General features: G+C 38.2%; 16 protein-coding genes and 1 tRNA gene. 5 read left to right on the top strand and 12 right to left on the bottom strand.

Features of this window, described 5'->3' with window-relative positions:
- Window positions 1-280: 280 nt before the first annotated feature.
- On the top strand, window positions 281-829 hold the full coding sequence (locus tag PRVXH_RS05960) for a hemerythrin domain-containing protein (protein WP_353894392.1): 549 nt from the start codon (window positions 281-283) through the stop codon (window positions 827-829).
- Here PRVXH_RS05960 and rnhA read toward each other — a convergent pair.
- Window positions 826-1,284 carry a ribonuclease HI gene (gene rnhA, locus PRVXH_RS05955; protein WP_353894391.1) on the bottom strand — a complete coding sequence of 153 codons (459 nt, stop codon included), beginning with the start codon at window positions 1,282-1,284 and terminating at the stop codon, window positions 826-828. The two genes, PRVXH_RS05960 and rnhA, sit on opposite strands and share 4 nt — an antisense overlap.
- 118 nt (window positions 1,285-1,402) lie before the next feature.
- Between rnhA and PRVXH_RS05950 the strand changes: the two genes are divergently transcribed.
- From PRVXH_RS05950 to PRVXH_RS05935, 4 genes are all read left to right on the top strand, one after another.
- A tRNA-Pro gene (locus PRVXH_RS05950) sits at window positions 1,403-1,479 on the top strand.
- A 387-nt stretch (window positions 1,480-1,866) separates the two neighbouring features.
- Window positions 1,867-2,550, top strand: coding sequence for a cell division ATP-binding protein FtsE (ftsE, locus tag PRVXH_RS05945; protein ID WP_353894390.1), 684 nt, complete (start codon window positions 1,867-1,869; stop codon window positions 2,548-2,550).
- Window positions 2,543-3,427: a permease-like cell division protein FtsX gene (gene ftsX / locus PRVXH_RS05940; protein ID WP_353894389.1), complete on the top strand. Its 885-nt coding sequence runs from the start codon at window positions 2,543-2,545 to the stop codon at window positions 3,425-3,427. The genes ftsE and ftsX overlap by 8 nt, the downstream gene beginning before the upstream one ends.
- 24 nt (window positions 3,428-3,451) lie before the next feature.
- Window positions 3,452-4,873 carry a DUF3048 domain-containing protein gene (locus PRVXH_RS05935; protein ID WP_353894388.1) on the top strand — a complete coding sequence of 474 codons (1,422 nt, stop codon included), beginning with the start codon at window positions 3,452-3,454 and terminating at the stop codon, window positions 4,871-4,873.
- Between the two features lie 81 nt (window positions 4,874-4,954).
- Here the strand turns inward: PRVXH_RS05935 and spoIVA are convergent, their stop codons facing one another.
- From spoIVA to PRVXH_RS05880, 11 genes are all read right to left on the bottom strand, one after another.
- Window positions 4,955-6,433: a stage IV sporulation protein A gene (spoIVA, locus tag PRVXH_RS05930; protein WP_353894387.1), complete on the bottom strand. Its 1,479-nt coding sequence runs from the start codon at window positions 6,431-6,433 to the stop codon at window positions 4,955-4,957.
- Window positions 6,434-6,635: 202 nt separating this feature from the next.
- Window positions 6,636-7,664, bottom strand: coding sequence for an NAD(P)H-dependent glycerol-3-phosphate dehydrogenase (locus tag PRVXH_RS05925; RefSeq protein WP_353894386.1), 1,029 nt, complete (start codon window positions 7,662-7,664; stop codon window positions 6,636-6,638).
- Window positions 7,665-7,677: 13 nt separating this feature from the next.
- Window positions 7,678-8,268, bottom strand: a complete 591-nt coding sequence (plsY, locus tag PRVXH_RS05920) for a glycerol-3-phosphate 1-O-acyltransferase PlsY (protein ID WP_353894385.1) — start codon at window positions 8,266-8,268, stop codon at window positions 7,678-7,680.
- Between the two features lie 14 nt (window positions 8,269-8,282).
- On the bottom strand, window positions 8,283-9,602 hold the full coding sequence (gene der, locus PRVXH_RS05915) for a ribosome biogenesis GTPase Der (RefSeq protein WP_353894384.1): 1,320 nt from the start codon (window positions 9,600-9,602) through the stop codon (window positions 8,283-8,285).
- Between the two features lie 3 nt (window positions 9,603-9,605).
- On the bottom strand, window positions 9,606-10,901 hold the full coding sequence (locus PRVXH_RS05910) for a DUF512 domain-containing protein (RefSeq protein WP_353894383.1): 1,296 nt from the start codon (window positions 10,899-10,901) through the stop codon (window positions 9,606-9,608).
- Window positions 10,902-10,951: 50 nt separating this feature from the next.
- On the bottom strand, window positions 10,952-11,428 hold the full coding sequence (locus tag PRVXH_RS05905; RefSeq protein WP_353894382.1) for a DUF3189 family protein: 477 nt from the start codon (window positions 11,426-11,428) through the stop codon (window positions 10,952-10,954).
- The gene (locus PRVXH_RS05900) at window positions 11,425-11,895 is read right to left on the bottom strand and encodes a DUF3189 family protein (protein WP_353894381.1); all 471 of its coding nucleotides are present in this window, start codon (window positions 11,893-11,895) and stop codon (window positions 11,425-11,427) included. Before PRVXH_RS05900 ends, PRVXH_RS05905 begins: the two co-directional genes overlap by 4 nt.
- Window positions 11,896-11,904: 9 nt before the next feature.
- Window positions 11,905-12,108, bottom strand: a complete 204-nt coding sequence (locus PRVXH_RS05895) for a hypothetical protein (protein ID WP_353894380.1) — start codon at window positions 12,106-12,108, stop codon at window positions 11,905-11,907.
- A 2-nt stretch (window positions 12,109-12,110) separates the two neighbouring features.
- Complete coding sequence (locus tag PRVXH_RS05890; RefSeq protein WP_353894379.1) at window positions 12,111-13,034, bottom strand: YIEGIA family protein; 924 nt, start codon at window positions 13,032-13,034, stop codon at window positions 12,111-12,113.
- Window positions 13,034-14,299, bottom strand: coding sequence for a stage II sporulation protein P (spoIIP, locus tag PRVXH_RS05885; protein ID WP_353894378.1), 1,266 nt, complete (start codon window positions 14,297-14,299; stop codon window positions 13,034-13,036). Before spoIIP ends, PRVXH_RS05890 begins: the two co-directional genes overlap by 1 nt.
- Before the next feature lie 15 nt (window positions 14,300-14,314).
- Window positions 14,315-15,058 (bottom strand): DUF1614 domain-containing protein, encoded by a 744-nt coding sequence (locus PRVXH_RS05880; RefSeq protein ID WP_353894377.1) that lies wholly within the window; start codon window positions 15,056-15,058, stop codon window positions 14,315-14,317.
- Window positions 15,059-16,057: the final 999 nt, after the last annotated feature.

Genomic DNA, 16,057 nt, shown 5'->3' with positions numbered 1-16,057 from the left:
ATTTAAATAATGTAATATTATTACACCATATATCAAAAGTATACCATCTTAGTATTTTAATGGCAAAAAAGGTATTTTGCACTAATGTGATTCTAATCATTTATAAATAGTTCAGTGTTGTATAAACTAAAAACAGATTAACAAATATAAAATTGCAGATTTCGCTGCAAGCATCAGATGACTTGCCGACTTTTAGGTTATCTATAAAAAATTTCTTTAAGGATATTTTTATTTTGCAATTGTCTACTAACTTTTTTTAAAAAATAATGGAGGGATAAAAATGAACGCGATTGATTTAATGATAGAAGAACATGAGGTTATTAAAAAGGTGTTATCGGCTATACGCAAGGGTTCTATCAAGCTTTTGGACAAAAGCGATGTTGACTATGATTTCTTTACTGATGCTATTGACTTTGTAAGAAATTTTGCTGATAAGCATCATCACGGTAAAGAAGAAGATATGTTATTTTCTTTGATGCACGAGCATCTAACTGACGAGGTTGTCAAGGAACCTCTAAGTGGTATGTATGCAGAGCACGATTTGGGTAGATTGTTTATAAGTAACTTAGAGGAAGCTTTACGAATGCATAGACAAGGTGATGACAATGCGCGGGTTGACATTATTGCTAATGCTATCGGCTATACAGACCTTTTAAGAAGACATATTGACAAAGAAGATAAAGCTATATATCAATTTGCTTTGCGAGAACTAGATGATTTAGTAATTAAGGATTTAAATACTATTGTGTTAAACTATGAGCAAGAAAATACAGATGTGGTAAAAAAGTATCATAGTATAGCCGATGAATTAGAAAAAAAGGTTAGCTAAACTATATCCTTTTCTAATAAAGGTGGTTCTTTAATAGCAGAGGTTGCCAACTTGTCACACCGTTCGTTTTCAGGGTGACCAGCATGACCTTTGACCCAGTTAAATTCTGTATTGTGTTTATCCATAAGTTCAAGTAGCTCTTTCCACAGATCGGAGTTTAGGGCGGGTTTATTTTTGGATCGAAGCCAGTTGTTGTTCTTCCATTTAAAAACCCACTTTTGATTGATTGCATCTACTATATATTTTGAATCTGAATAAATTTCAACATCGCAGCTTTCTTTTAATGATTGCAATCCTTTGATTATCGCCATAAGCTCCATTCTGTTGTTGGTTGTTGAAGCATAGCCTTGGGATAGCTCCTTTACATGGTCTTTATACTTCAGCACAACCCCATAGCCACCAGGGCCAGGATTTCCAGAACATGCGCCGTCGGTGTAAAGTTCTATTTTTTTCATGATTTTCACTTCCTAACATTTTTTCTTTTCTATCTTATAGCTTATTTTTCCACACTACTAGTATTGACAAATCTTTGAAACTATTGTATATTAATTATTGTTGCATTGCAATAGGTCTCGGACTGTAGCGCAGTTTGGTAGCGCACCACGCTGGGGGTGTGGGGGTCGCAGGTTCAAATCCTGTCAGTCCGACCATTCATAAACTTACAATTTGATATAACGCAAGGCCCTTGAATTCAAGGGCTTTTTTTTATGCATTTCTTTTATAAAACTAGTCCGATTACCTTTCGTTGTAAGTCGGTGTCGAAACAAGAATTCTTTTGGCAGATTGGGTAGCATACGCTAGTATTTTGGAGATATATTGCAATAACTTATGTTAATTAAATTTCTCGGGCAATAACAGCGATTGTAATTTGGTCTGTTAACTGTGATTTTTAGCAATAGTATCCTGCCGTAAAAGGCTGGGATCTTGACCCCGGCTTAGATCCTCCCCTTACCCCATTTTATTTAGGGAAAAAGAAGGAATATATGGTAATTTGTCGAAGTTTATTTGTTGGAAGATACTAGAAAGGAGTGTTATTGTTGATAGAAATAAAAGCTGTTAGCAAAAAATACGATGGTACTAATGCCCTAGCCTTAGAAGAGATGTCTTTAAACCTTAACTCAGGAGATTTTATTTTTTTAGTCGGGCCTAGTGGTGCTGGTAAAAGTACACTAATAAGACTTATGTTTCGAGAACAACTACCGACTAAAGGAAATATATATTTTGATAAAAAAGATATTGCATCCTATAGCCAAAGAGAGCTTTTAGAACATCGTCGTAAGATTGGGATGGTGTTCCAAGATTATAAACTGTTAAAGCAAAAGACTGTGTTTGAGAATGTGGCTTTTGCCTTAGAAGTGTTGGGGCGTCCCCCAAAGGAAATTAATAAAAAAGTTAATGATGCTTTAGAAAAGGTGGGGCTTAGTCATAAGGCAGATAAGTTTCCTAGGGAGCTTTCCGGTGGCCAACAACAAAGGGTCGGTATAGCACGTGCTATTGTAAAAGATCCTGTGCTAATTTTGGCAGATGAGCCTACAGGAAACCTAGACCGAGATAACGCTTTGCAGTTGATGCAGTTGTTTGAAAAAATTAATGAGGAAGGAACAACTGTTGTCATCGCTACTCATGCTTGGGACCTTGTTGACAAGATGCAAAAACGGGTAGTAGCGCTATCTAGCGGAAAACTGACAAGAGATAAACAAGGAGGTTATAGTCATGAATAGGTATGCCTTTAAAAACTGTATTCGACAAAGCATTACATCTTTATCAAGAAATTCATGGCTTGCAATAATCACTTCAGGTTTGATTGCTATTTCTTTGGCTATTTTAGGTGGCTTTCTACTGGTAACTCTTAATGTAAATCAGTTTATACAAGATGTTGAGTCAAATGTTGAGATAAGTGTTTTTCTAAATGAAGGAGTTAACGCGTCAGAGGTTGAGGATAGAATTAGCAACTTAGAAGGAGTAGTAAGTAATACCTTTGTATCTAAAGAAGATGGGTTAGAAGACTTTGCCCAAACCATGGGTGATCCGTCTTTGCTAAGAGATTTAGAGGGTGAAAACAATCCACTTCCAGATTTATTTCGTGTTCGTATTAGTGACCCAGAGAAGGTGGATGGTATCGCTAGAGTTATTGAGGGGTATCCCGAGGTAGAAATGGTGGACTATGGAGAAGAGCTCGTTGCCCGCTTGATGCAAATTACCAGTCGCCTAAATTCTATATTTTTGATTTTCGGTGTTTCTATCGCCTTAGGTGCTGTATTTTTAATTGTTAATATCATAAGACTTTCTGTAGTTGCTCGTCAAGATGAAGTAAGCGTAATGAAGTATATGGGGGCTAGCAACGGATATATCCGATTCCCGTTTCTTTTGGAAGGAATGGTACTAGGTTGGGTTGGAACAACAGTTGCAATTATTGTTCTTGGCCTTATATATGGCCAGGTAGCATCCTCGCTTACTCAAGATGCCTTGACCTTACTTTTTCAGCCTGTAACTGACATGTCAAGACTTTTACCTATTTTCGTAGGTCTGATAGTGGCAGGAACTTTGATGAGTGGATTTGGAAGTTTTATTTCGATTCGCAAATATCTGCGCGTATAATCGTGCTGGAAAGGAGGATGAAATATGCGCAAATTTATAACTGTAGTTATACTCACTACCATGTTCTTTTTTACTTTAGCCAGTGGTATAGACAGTCATATTTACGTCAATGCGGAAACCTCTTCTCAGGAAAATATTGATGAAATAAAGGAAGAAATCGCCGAACATGAAGAGATGATTGAGCTGCTTAATGAAGATATCGACCAACGATTAAGACGTATTGATGAGCTAGACGAGGAGCTTTCTAGAACTGAAAGAGAGCTAAACCGAACAGAGCTAAGGCTAAAGCAAGCTCAAGAAAGACTAGATGAAAATACAGAACAGTTTGCAGGTAGAGTTCGAAGTGCATACATGAGGGGTGGTTCCTCATATATCGAAATTTTATTAGATGCCGATAATTTTGGTGACTTAATCGTTAGGTTAGCCTATTTAACTCGGATCTTAAATCGTGACGCCGATTTAATTGGCGCTATACGGGAAGAAAGAGAACATATCGAACAGCAACAGCTAGCTATGGAAGAGCAGCGAGAAAAAATTGAAGATCGCCGTTATCAAATGGAAGCTGAGAGACGCAATCTAGAGGAGCAGCGCAAGACGGTCAATGCTCTTTTGGAAACATCTCAGGAAAACCTAGAAGAAGAATTGGCTCAGGTTCCGCAAACGGAGCCTAACCCTATCTATGGGGTTGTTTATGATAATAGTCCTAACGCTAGACCCCAGCATGGTATATCACAGGCAAGTTTGGTTTATGAACATGAAGTAGAAGGTCGTGCCACCCGTTATTTAGCCCTCTTCTCTACACTTCCAAGTAAGGTTGGTCCTATACGTAGTGCTAGAGAGCACAGCACTAAACTTGCATGGGAGAACGACGTAAATTTCGTTTATGCAAGTGCTAGTAGGGATAATCTAGAAAGAATCGAAAAGTGGGGACTAAGCAGGACCAATGCCTTATATCATTCAGCTTTTTACCGCGACTCAAATAGGCGAGCTCCACATAATCTATATGTTAATCTATCAACATTAAACACCGCTAGACCTTCCTCAGGTTCGGTAGTTCGACCTGGAAATATTAGCAGGCAAGGAAACACGGGTAATTCTACGTCTATTCAATATAGTAATTCCTACCGCGTTTCATATCAGTATAATGCCAAGCAAGGTGCTTATAGAAGGATGATTAACGGCGAGCCCCATAGAGATGCCACAGGAGAGCAAATCTGGGCTAGAAACGTCATTATTCAGTACACTGACCATCCAACTGATTGGCGCAGGCGCACCACGCCTCAGCTTGTTGGAGAAGGCTCTATTGATTTTTATTCGATGGGACAGCATTTTACCGGAACGTGGAAAAAAGATAGTCCTAGCTCACCCACTCGATTTTATTATGATGATGGGCAAGAAATTGAAAGAGTTTACGGGCAAACATGGGTTCAAATTGCCCGCCCCTAATTAAGACAATAGCTAATTATAAAAAATAAAAAAAGTCCAGTCAGAGCTTATTTGTTAATATGCTCTGTCTGGACTCTTTTTTTATAGGATTATAGCAATCAAACCGCCATTTCCTTCGTTAATTATTTTCTCTAGGGTTTCTTGTAGTTTTTCTTGTGCACTTGGTGGCATATTCTCTAACTTACCTTGAATTCCACCTTTGACTAGGTCATGGAGTGATTTTCCAAAAATATTGGATTCCCATATTTTTTCTGGGTTTTCTTCAAACTCATCCATTATATAGTTAACTAGGTCCTCACTTTGTTTTTCTGTGCCCACAACAGGAGCAAACTCAGATTCTACATCAACCCTTATCATATGGATTGAAGGCGCGCTTGCTTTAAGCTTAACTCCAAAACGACTACCCTGTCTCACGATTTCAGGCTCATCTAGGCTCATTTCCTGAAGCTGTGGTGGCACAACGCCATAGCCTGTTCCTTTTGCTTGAGATATAGCGCCCTGGACTATCTTATATTCTTCATTTACTTTTACTAGGTCGCGAAGTTGGGTTAACAAATCTTCTGGTCCCTTTAGTTCTAGGCCAGTTTGCTCTGAGGTGATCTTATAAAATAGCTCTTCAGGGCAGTCCATTTTAATCTTAGCTTGACCAGTCCCTAAGTCTACATCTTCTAGACTAATGTTTTCAAGAAACTCTTTTCCTCTCACTTCTGCAATACCACCATCTAGATCTCTTACTTTGTCAAGGCTATTCATAAAGTATTGAACTATTGAGTCAAACTCTTCTCTTAACCAATGACTTTTTTCTAAAGTTTCTACCCAGTTTGGCATTTTGATTTTGACTTCAACAATCGGAAACTCGAATAAAGCCTCTTGTAATATCTCGTTGATCCCGTCTACAGACAAGTTAGAAACATCCATTGGGACAACAGGTCTGCCATACTTTTCTTCTAAATCATGCTTTAAAAGTGTTGCATGTTCTCCTGAAGGATCAGAAGAGTTAAGTAACACGATGAAAGGCTTGTCGATTTCTTGAAGCTCGGCGATAACTCTTTCCTCAGCCTCAATATAGTCACTTCTATCCATTTCAGAAAAACTACCGTCTGTTGTAATCACTATACCAATTGTAGAGTGATCTGTGATAACCTTACGGGTACCGAACTCAGCTGCTTGTTGAAAAGGTATTTCCTCTTCAAACCAAGGAGTTGATACCATTCTTTCACCTCGTTCGTCTGAGTAACCAAACGCTTTAGGTACGGTATAGCCCACACAATCCACTAGTTTTACGTTCATGTGTAGGTTGTCATTGATGGTAACTGTAACAGCATTTTCAGGGATAAATTTTGGTTCTGTGGTCATTATTGTTCTACCACCACTACTTTGAGGCAGTTCGTCTTTGGCCCTTTCTTTTTCACCTTCATTTTCTATGTTTGGTAACACCAGCTTCTCCATAAACTTCTTAATGAAAGTTGACTTACCAGTCCGAACAGGCCCCACAATTCCTAAATAAATATTTCCACCAGTTCGCTCGACGATGTCTCTATAAAGATCAAAATCAGCCACTATACATTCCCTCCTCCTAAAAAAATACAAATTAACTTACAAACTTTTTATTGTATATATATGCCTTCACAATTCTATTATTACAAATAAAATAAATAGGGCTATTTTTTATTGTAGATTTTTGATGAAGTTAATTACTGCGCTTAAGGTGCCGCTTAAGTTATATATATAAAAAAACAAGGTTCAAAAGAACCTTGTTTTTTTACCATTTAGCGTTTTGAGTAATGACTACTTCTTCCATTTCATTAGTTTTCCCTCGTAACATTAAATCTGTTACTGCTTCTTTTGGGTCTTTATCTTCAAACAAAACTTTATAAATCTGTTTAGATATAGGCATTTCCACATTATATTTTTCTGCAAGGTGGTTAACACTTCTAGCGGTTTTTACACCCTCTACCACCATATTTGTATCTGCTAAAATCTCATCTAATGTTTTTCCTTGTCCTAGTAAATTACCTGCTCTCCAGTTTCTGCTGTGGGTACTAGTGCAGGTTGCCACTAAATCTCCAATTCCGGAAAGGCCTGCAAATGTCACCGTTTCCCCACCCATAGCCACACCTAACCTAGCTATCTCTGTGAGACCTCTCGTTAAAAGGGCAGACTTTGTGTTGTCACCAAACCCTAGTCCGTCGGAAATACCGGCACCTAAAGCTATTATGTTTTTTAACGCTCCACCTGTTTCCACCCCTACTATATCGGGGTTTGTATAAACTCTAAGCTTTGGCCCCATAAAAGCATCTTGAACAATTTCAGCTGTCTTCCTTTTGCTAGAAGCAACAACTGTTGCAGTTGGTATTTCTCTACCAACTTCTTCTGCATGATTAGGTCCTGAAAGCACTGCTACAGGCTGCTGTTTTCCTAGCACGTCTTGTATAACTTCTGACATCCTAAGAAGTGTGTTTTGCTCAAAACCTTTAGAAGCAGTGACGATAATTGTATCTTTTGAAATTACTGGCTTGATTTTTTCACAAACACGGCGCACTGCAGACGATGGAGTGACAATTACAATTATATCACTATTTAAAACACTTTTTTCAATAGAAGATGATATGGTGACGTTAGCTGGTATTACAGCACCGGGCAAATATTTGATGTTTTCTCTGGTTTTATTTAAGTTTTGGGCTGACTTATCAGTTCTAGTCCATAATTTTACCTGTTGACCATCTTTCGCCAGACTTATAGCTATTGCTGTGCCCCACCCTCCAGCTCCTAAAACTGAAACCTTTTTCATATCTTTCCCTCCCTTATCTTTCACCAATTTTTCTTTCCTGTCCATCTAATAACCTTATAATATTCTGCCTATGGGTAAACCACGCTAGAATTGTTAAAACAAAAGTAATTCCCACAAAATAATAGCTATCTCCTGATAAGAAAAAAATTAGAATTGGAGCGGATAACGTTGCCACAAGGGATGCTAAAGACATATATCTAGTTATATAAATAATAACTGCCATTAAAACAACCAAAATTATAAAGGCTAAAAATGAAAAAGCAGCCACAACTCCAAGTGTAGAGGCAATCCCTTTTCCTCCTTTAAAGTTAAATAGAATTGGCCAGTTATGTCCTAGGATAACTGCTAAAGCAGATAAAGCTATTGCAAGCTGGTTATCTGTTATAAGCATAGCGATAAAAACTACAAAATATCCTTTCAGGATATCTAGTATTGAAACTACTGCAAATGCTTTTATTCCTAAGGTTCTATGTACATTAGTAGCTCCTGCATTGCCGCTACCGTAATTTCTTATATCTATACCAGAGTGAAGTTTTGCCACAATATAGGCAAAGGAAATAGATCCAATAAAGTAACTTAAAGCTATCCATAGCCATTTGAGCATGTTAATCCCTCCCTTTACTCACTTCTTTGACGTACCCCTATCCTAATTGGAGTACCTTTGAAGCCGAAGGTCTCACGTAATTGATTTTCCAGAAACCTTAAGTATGAAAAGTGCATAAGCTCTGGGTCATTCACAAACATGACAAAAAAAGGCGGATTTACTGATACTTGGCTTGAATACATTATTTTCAATCTCTTACCTTTATCAGATGGTGGAGGAGTTATTGATGTTGCTTCTATAATTATTTCGTTTAATAGACTTGTGGGAATTCTAGTAGAAGCAAACTCAAATACTTCTTCAGATAGTGGTATTAGTTTAATAACTCTTTGCCCTGTTTTAGCGGATACAAAAATAATAGGCGCATAGTGTAAAAATGGTAACTCCCTTTTAATTTCTTTTGTAAATTCCTTGGTTGAGTGATCATCTTTACTAATTAAGTCCCACTTATTTACAGCAATTATAGTGGGTTTACCCTCTTCATGGGCAATTCCAGCTATTTTTTTATCCTGCTCAGTTATACCCTGCTCTGCATCAACTACAAGTATAGCTACATCACAGCGCTCTATACTACGTATAGCCCTAAGTACGCTATAGTATTCAATTCCTTCCGAAACTTTACTTTTTCTTCTAAGCCCAGCTGTGTCAACTAGGATATAATCTTTATCCTCATAGTTAAACTTACTATCAATAGCATCCCGTGTGGTTCCAGGGATGTTACTTACTATTACACGCTCTTCACCTAAAAGTTTGTTTACCATAGATGATTTTCCTGCATTTGGTTTGCCAATAAAAGCAAGCTTTAAGGTGTTTTCATCATCTTCTATGACAGAGTCCTGAGGAAAATTATTTACTATCTCATCGAAGAGCTCTCCTATACCCAAACCGTTGGCAGCTGAAATTGGTGTCAAAGCGCCAAAGCCTAAAGAGTAAAACTCGTAGATATCTGATTGCTGTCTTTTATAGTCTTCGATTTTATTAACAGCTAGCACAATAGGCTTTTTAACTTTTCTTAAAACAGAGGCTATATATTGATCCTCATCGGTTACACCCATTCTGCCATCAACTACATAAACAATAACGTCACATTCATCCACTGCTATCTGAGCTTGCTTGGTAACTTCGCCAGCTAAGGTGTCTTCGTCCTCAAATACCATACCCCCGGTATCCACCACATAGAAGTTATGATTTAGCCACTGCGCTTTGCTATATAACCTATCCCGGGTCGCTCCTGGTTTGTCTTCTACTATTGCCAAGCGTTCAGAGACCATTCTATTAAATAAGGTGGATTTTCCTACGTTTGGCTTTCCTACTATAGCTACAACTGGTAATCCCATTTATTATCCTCCTAATATTTCAAGTATTTCAGATGAGTTATTTACAGCTTTAATATCTATATTAAGCTTTTGCTCTAGCTGTTGCAAGGTCTGTCCATCTAAAAATATAGGGCTGTCATCTTTAAGACAAGCCCGCGGTATAAAAACAATATCTCCTAGGCTTACATCTTTTAAGCTTTCATATATATCTTGACCGGTTAAAAGCCCCGCAACAGTTATAGATTTACCAAAAAACTTGTTTTCCACTTTAATACATTGACTGTTAAGTCCATCAATAGTATTTAATACATCATCTAACTCCTTTACATATTGATATGATGACTTTCCAGTTACAATAGTTATATTCTGTGGAGTAATGCTTTCGGGTAGTTTTTTTTGCACCTCTTTTAGATTGTCTAAGAAAAGAGAAGTGATTCCAATTCCGTTTTCTAGTTGAGGATAATCTTCATAGTATTCGCCGGAAGGGATAGCGGTATTAGAATTTACGTAGAACTCATCGGCTGCATACACAGTTGCCTTTCCACACTTTTCTTTATATCTATCCCTGTATTTATTTACCGTTTGAATTATAGCTTTGCTTTCTTCTTTGTTAAATCTTCTTAAAGGGTAGCAGTTGGTTCTATGAGTAGTTAATCCAACTGGCACTGCAGATAAAGATAACAAACTAGGAAGTAAGTTTTCTAAGCTTTCTAATGTATCCTCTAGTTGCTTTCCGTCGTTAACACCTGGGCATAGCACTAATTGTCCATGAAATTCTATGCCATTGTCCGATAGCTTTTGTAAAAGAGGTAAAATCCCTTTTGCTTTAGGCGTTCCCATAACCTCTTGTCTTTTGGCATCATCGCTTACGTGAATTGATATGTATAAAGGACTTAGATTGAGTCTTATAATCCTTGAAATTTCTTGTTGGGTAAGGTTTGTCAAGGTAACGTAGTTACCGTGCAAAAAGGATAACCGGTAGTCGTCATCTTTTACCCCCAATGTTTTTCGCATTCCTAGTGGAAGCTGGTCTATAAAACAAAAAACACAGTTATTATGACAGCTTTTAATATCATCTAGTGTGGGGTTTTCAAAGATTAGCCCTAAATCTTCATGAAACTCTTTATCAATCTCAAATATATAGTTTTCACCGTTTGATTTTTCTATGTGTAGATTAATCTCTTCTTCAGTTTGGAGTAGGTTATAGTCTATTATATCTTCAGGTGTTTGATCATTTATAGTAATTAGATAATCTCCTTTTTCAATTTCTAGTTGATGTGCAATAGAATCTAATGCAACGTCTTTGATTTTATGTTTCATAATATAGTTTCACCTCAGTTTGTTATAACATGTTTTATTATCATATAAAACTATATTTTAGTCAAGATATCTGACTTTCCTTCGCTTACTTGTTTTGCCACATCAACAGCTTTTAAAAGTGATTTCTCTGAGTCCACAATACCTTTTGCAGTAATCATCTGCCCTAGCTTTCTAAGGTTTAAAACTTTTGAGATAAATCCTCCGATTTTTACATAAAAAGAGATACTTGCTAAGCAATCAACCATGATGTACCTGTCATCTTCGACCCCGTGTGCATTTAAAAAGCTTTCAACAAACTTAACTATCAGCTGCTTATCTTTGCCAAAGCCAACAAAATAAATTTCGTTTTTATCGCAATCCTCTCCTAGCTTTATAGGGACTCCCCTGTTTTTAGGGCTAGTTAAGTCAAAGTAGGGCAACTGTTTTACTTTTTCATATGTTAGTGGAGGAAATACCTTTTCTAAGTGTATTGCTGCAGCTACAACAGAGCTGTGAGCTCCGCCGTAGCAATAATAAAAAATCTTCACTTTTTATCGCTCTCCTCTATTTTGTTAATATTATCCTCTACTAAGTTTATTATATCAAAAAAAGCCCTTTGGGTACCAAAGATAACCAAAGGGCGCCCAACTGCTTTTAAACCTAAGGCCCTTGACAAAAAGCCACCAATTCGCATAAACCAGTTGACGGCAGGCATCGTATCAACAAAGACGTACTCTTCACAGCTAATACCCATAATTGCGGCTATATTTTTTACACACTTACGAGAAAACACCGCTTCACTTTCTAAGCCCACAGAATAGACCCTATTGCCTTTTGAGTCTGTCCCTATATATTGGACTATGCCGTGGTCATCAGCCTTCTGAGAGTCATAATATGCAAGCGACAGTAGCTTCTTAGCTGAGGGCACCTTATCTTTTTCTATTATGCCACAATGAATATATCCAGATAACACTGATGAATGGGACCCACCATAGCAGTTATATATTATTTTCATGGCTTCCCCCTAATGTTTGACTAGCATGAGCACTCCATTTTCTAAATCATGAAGTACTGATTGTGTTATCCGTGATATATACATTGATATCTTTTGCTGCTCCTGCCTGTCTTTGGCTACAAATATAGGAGCCATGCCACCATCTTTAACTTTATCTTCATCATCGGGCGTTACAACGATGGCAACTATCACCCTTACTAAATCTGTGCTCATATTTATTCCTCCTCCTGCTTGATATGCCGGCCAACTGCAGATAAGCTTGGCCTAGATATGGCACTTTCCAATAAGGGGGTTCGCTCTATGGCGTCTATTAAGTCTTCGCTTGTTCCATGTGTGGGCACTATATATAATGCAACATATCCATTGTCTTCGTTTCTTCTAGCTAGTGGCGTAAACTCAGGGGTATCGACATCTTTGTAAATCCCCAGTAACTTTGAAGCTACATGGGTTAAGGCTTGTCTTTGACCTACATCCCCTAGTATAGCCACGGCATCAGCATCTTTGGGCTTTATCATAACCGCTAAACCCTTTTTTAGTATCGTTTCTTGACCTTCCTTTAAGCCTATATTCATTATTTGGATGTCTTCAACAAAAAGATTAGCATCATCAAAGCGAATTTCTGCCTTATCTACGTCAGCTATATCGATAATACGCTGACCTTCCATAAGTTTAAGTGCTATATAAATTAGCACAACAGCTATTACTGCTCCTCCTAACAACCCCCAGTATATATTTGTAAGCTCTGTAATTAAAAAAGCTGCCAGACTTGTAAAAATTGATATTAAAATAACAAGGTAGTTCCTGGCTTCAAAAGCTCTAGCTACACCTTCTATAAAATCTTCGCCTCTAGGAACTAACTCTGTGACTTCAAGCTTTTGTAATGTTTCTCTTTCCATATTACGAATTTCCCTAAATTGCTGGGCTGCTAAAGCCAAAAAAGTAACAGCAGCAAAGTCTTGTTCTATAAGGGCCGGTATCGCTACGGCCCCTAATGCTGCTGCAATAAATCCTAATGATAAGTGGATTAAAGAACCATGTGGGTTTGTTGGGTACTGCCTATAATCTGTTTTTAACATTATAAATCTAGATAGCGTACCAGCAATGGTTGCAAAAGCTATAATATAGAGATAATGTTCCATTATTTATCCTCACCATCATCTTCTTCATCTTTTTGCTTTTTCAGCTGGTTTGCAAATTCTTTGGTAGTAAAGCTCTTTAGTTTGCTCCCCACTTCGCTAAACCCACCACTGTTTATCACCAAAAATGCTATCCCACCTACTGCAGCTATTCCAAGAATCCATAAAATGCTTCTTCCTGCTGTCCCTAACCCGCCACCAGCACCGGCGCCACCGTTACCGCCTGCTCCAGGGTCTGCTAAAATGCCCGCTTGGCCGTTATCATCACCATTTTGAGCCTGACCATTATATATTTCCTGCTCCACTACGTCTGTAAAAGCCGTTATACCCTTTTTGGCTAACTCTTTTTCTTGAGTATAGGTACCCACCTCTAAAAGAACAGCTCTAGGAGAAAGGTCTTGGTTATATGAACCGTTTGCCATAAAAATACCCTTCATCAAATCTGGGTGCAGCTCATCTCCCTTGGCTTTAAGCGCTTCCGCAAAAGCTTCTGTTTCAGCCATATTTTGATTTTGCTGACCTACCACTAACATGATTTGGGCTACATCTTCTCCGTCCGCTTCGCCAGCATATTGTTCTGCAGGTACAGCGTCGCGATGAACATCAAAAAGAACTGCTGGATTTTCTTTTAGAAGTTCTTCCACCGTCCTTCTAGACCTTTTATAAGCACCTGAGTCATGAGGGTCGTGAGCTTGATCAGAAAACACAACATCGTATCCCCTATCCTCAAGCTCGTCTCTAAATCTCATCCCTACATCAAATATACCGCCATCTTCGTCTATACTCTCAGTGCCGTCTGTGGGAACGTATGACTCGTCTGAGTGAGTATGGTAAATGGCTACAGGACCTTGCCCTTCATCTTCTGCTTGTGCTGGTGATGAAGTAAAAGAAAACTTGGAAATTATGCTTGCCAGTAAGTTAGTTTCATTTGTTTCATTTTCAAATCTTCTCAAAGCCACTTCTTTTACAAACTTTGCGTCAGCCCTAAGCTCATTGTTGTCCACATGGTATACTTCGTATAATTTATTGTCTGAACAGATGAAGCGATCATCTACATGGATTATTCTAGCTGTTTTCATGATAATTTCGTCTTCTGGACCGTACATTGTAAAGTACTGACCGTCTTTTAACTCCGTTTGTGAAACAAGATCAAAAAAGTCTTCTATTATATTCTCTGCTTGAGCTACATTGGTTTTTTCTGTAGTAATAGCTGGAAACGTCAGTAAAAGAGCTATTACTACAAAAGTTGTTCCCATCCTTTTTAGCATTGTTATATTACCCCCTTACTTCTTTTTGTCTTTTTTACGCTTTTCATCTAAAGATGTAACTTTAGATTTTTCACTTTTTTCATCCTTTTGCTTTAGCATATTTGCAAATTCTACACCTTTTAGGTTTTTCTTTAGCTCTTCTGGTCTATCTTCGCTAGGACCACCTTGGATTCTTTCTCTAGTCTCGCCTATGATTTCAGCTAAAGCTACTGCTAATATACCTGCTATAACTACGGAATCGAAAATTCCTGCTCCGCCTATAACAGTTGATGCTTCACCACCGTCTATGGCTACTGACACTACGTAGAATATGTCTGTTAGCACCACACCCATTACTCCAGCTATAAACGCACTTCTGCGAGATCTTCCGGCTAAATATCCAATAATACCAGCTACCAATGGGTACATATATAATGGATCTAAAATCATTGCCCCCGGTTCTTCAGGCATATACCTCTCTACGCCCCATACAGCCACTGCGGCTATTAAAGAGGCGACCACTGCTCTTACCCTTTCCCTAGTTGTATTTGCTTTATAAAGCAGATAACCGACCAAAATTAACGGGACCAAACCACCACCGATGTTTATACCTAGATTATTCCCAAGAGGAATATCTGGTAAATACGCACCTATAAACATAGCAGCTATAAACACTAAAGCTGCTTTATCACTGAGTCTCATTCTATCTAGTATCCTTTGTGCAAACCCAAAAAATACTAAGACTGCAACTATTGTCAAAACAATAGGTCCTATTGGCATTTTATTTTCCTCCTTTTGCTTGTTGTTCATTAAATATAATTTCCTTAGCTTTTGGAAGCTATGTATGTTTTTGAAAAAAAATAAAAACACTGGATTTTAATGAGAAGAAAGTGGAAAGTCGAAAGTTGAAAGTTGGAAAGAACTTCAGCGGGCAGAGCAGGAATCAGGAATGCGAGATAGCCATGTCTTAAGTCTCCCCCTCGCAGAGGTAGGGGTTGACCTCTGTGTCAACCCATCAGCAAATGACTGGCTAATATGGCAATGACCACCAAAGCCTCGCTGTTACTAAGGTCATAGGGTGTTATGTTCTTTCTGCTAACCAACTTTCCGCTAACTCTAAAGCAGAACCAATAATAAATACATTGGCCGCGAAAACGTATAAACTTGCTTATTCTGCTGGGACAAAGGGCATATTTTAAACTTGCTAACTCTGCTGGGTCTGGAAATATCATGATTAGTTTTTTAATTAAAACAGGGTCTTTCTAATATGGATACCATAAATGAATGGGCTTGGACAAAGGGCATGTGATGTTTACGGTGGCCAATAAAGGTTTAGCAGTTAGTAGTTAGTAGTTAGCAGGTAGCAGATAGCAAATTATTCTAGACAGAACAAACCGCCCTTGATTTACTGTCCAACTGTCTAACTTTCCGCTAACTCTAAAGCAGAACCAATAATAACGCGCAGGAAAGATCAAAGGCAAAAAACATTGCCAGCTAAGTTAACCATATTGGATGGGGCGACACAGAGGTCGCCCCCTACTCGCGTGGAGGGAAGGAGGGATCTTATAGCCCAGAATCAGAAACCTGCATCCCTCGCAGAGGTAGGGGTTGACCTCTGTGTCAACCCATCAGCAAATGACTGGCTAATATGGCAGTTTCCCCAAAGCCTCGTTGTAACAGGTTTTAAGGTGTTATGTTCTTTACCAACCTCCAACCTCATATTACTTATTACCATCTCCAAATTGTAAATTCGCTTTTAAACTTCAGCCAACTGTTTAA

The sequence above is a fragment of the Proteinivorax hydrogeniformans genome (assembly GCF_040515995.1).
Lineage (GTDB): Bacteria > Bacillota > Proteinivoracia > Proteinivoracales > Proteinivoracaceae > Proteinivorax > Proteinivorax hydrogeniformans.
Note: the sequence above shows the minus strand (reverse complement) of the source record. Positions and strands in the feature narration are given on the sequence as shown.

What these genes read in the sequence shown, in the direction of transcription:
- PRVXH_RS05960 (WP_353894392.1), top strand. Translation starts at nt 281, where the DNA reads ATGAACGCGATTGATTTAATGATAGAAGAACATGAGGTTATTAAAAAG.
- rnhA (WP_353894391.1), bottom strand. Translation starts at nt 1,284, where the DNA reads ATGAAAAAAATAGAACTTTACACCGACGGCGCATGTTCTGGAAATCCT.
- ftsX (WP_353894389.1), top strand. Translation starts at nt 2,543, where the DNA reads ATGAATAGGTATGCCTTTAAAAACTGTATTCGACAAAGCATTACATCT.
- PRVXH_RS05935 (WP_353894388.1), top strand. Translation starts at nt 3,452, where the DNA reads ATGCGCAAATTTATAACTGTAGTTATACTCACTACCATGTTCTTTTTT.
- PRVXH_RS05925 (WP_353894386.1), bottom strand. Translation starts at nt 7,664, where the DNA reads ATGAAAAAGGTTTCAGTTTTAGGAGCTGGAGGGTGGGGCACAGCAATA.
- plsY (WP_353894385.1), bottom strand. Translation starts at nt 8,268, where the DNA reads ATGCTCAAATGGCTATGGATAGCTTTAAGTTACTTTATTGGATCTATT.
- der (WP_353894384.1), bottom strand. Translation starts at nt 9,602, where the DNA reads ATGGGATTACCAGTTGTAGCTATAGTAGGAAAGCCAAACGTAGGAAAA.
- PRVXH_RS05910 (WP_353894383.1), bottom strand. Translation starts at nt 10,901, where the DNA reads ATGAAACATAAAATCAAAGACGTTGCATTAGATTCTATTGCACATCAA.
- PRVXH_RS05900 (WP_353894381.1), bottom strand. Translation starts at nt 11,895, where the DNA reads ATGAAAATAATATATAACTGCTATGGTGGGTCCCATTCATCAGTGTTA.
- PRVXH_RS05895 (WP_353894380.1), bottom strand. Translation starts at nt 12,108, where the DNA reads ATGAGCACAGATTTAGTAAGGGTGATAGTTGCCATCGTTGTAACGCCC.
- PRVXH_RS05890 (WP_353894379.1), bottom strand. Translation starts at nt 13,034, where the DNA reads ATGGAACATTATCTCTATATTATAGCTTTTGCAACCATTGCTGGTACG.
- spoIIP (WP_353894378.1), bottom strand. Translation starts at nt 14,299, where the DNA reads ATGCTAAAAAGGATGGGAACAACTTTTGTAGTAATAGCTCTTTTACTG.
- PRVXH_RS05880 (WP_353894377.1), bottom strand. Translation starts at nt 15,058, where the DNA reads ATGCCAATAGGACCTATTGTTTTGACAATAGTTGCAGTCTTAGTATTT.